Annotated in this window: 1 tRNA gene; it reads right to left on the reverse strand. The window is 54.3% G+C overall.

Going from position 1 to position 230, the window contains the following annotated elements:
- Positions 1 to 80 precede the first annotated feature (80 nt).
- Positions 81 to 156, reverse strand: a tRNA-Gly gene (locus tag HMPREF2888_RS10930).
- Between the last annotated feature and the right edge of the window lie 74 nt (positions 157 to 230).

Genomic DNA, 230 nt, shown 5'->3' on the forward strand with positions numbered 1-230 from the left:
GGAAGCGCTCTCCCACTGAGCTAATCGCGCCGATATTTTATTGTCAACACGCTAACCAGAATAGCTACCGATTAACGTCTTGGAGCGGATGACGAGACTCGAACTCGCGACCCTCACCTTGGCAAGGTGATGCGCTACCAACTGCGCTACATCCGCATTCGAAAACCAGGCCCGGTTTTCTAGGCCCGTTTCTGGGCCTTGTGCGCGATACTGGGATTGAACCAGTGACC

This window comes from Corynebacterium sp. HMSC077D03, assembly GCF_001808545.1.
Taxonomy (GTDB): domain Bacteria; phylum Actinomycetota; class Actinomycetes; order Mycobacteriales; family Mycobacteriaceae; genus Corynebacterium; species Corynebacterium simulans.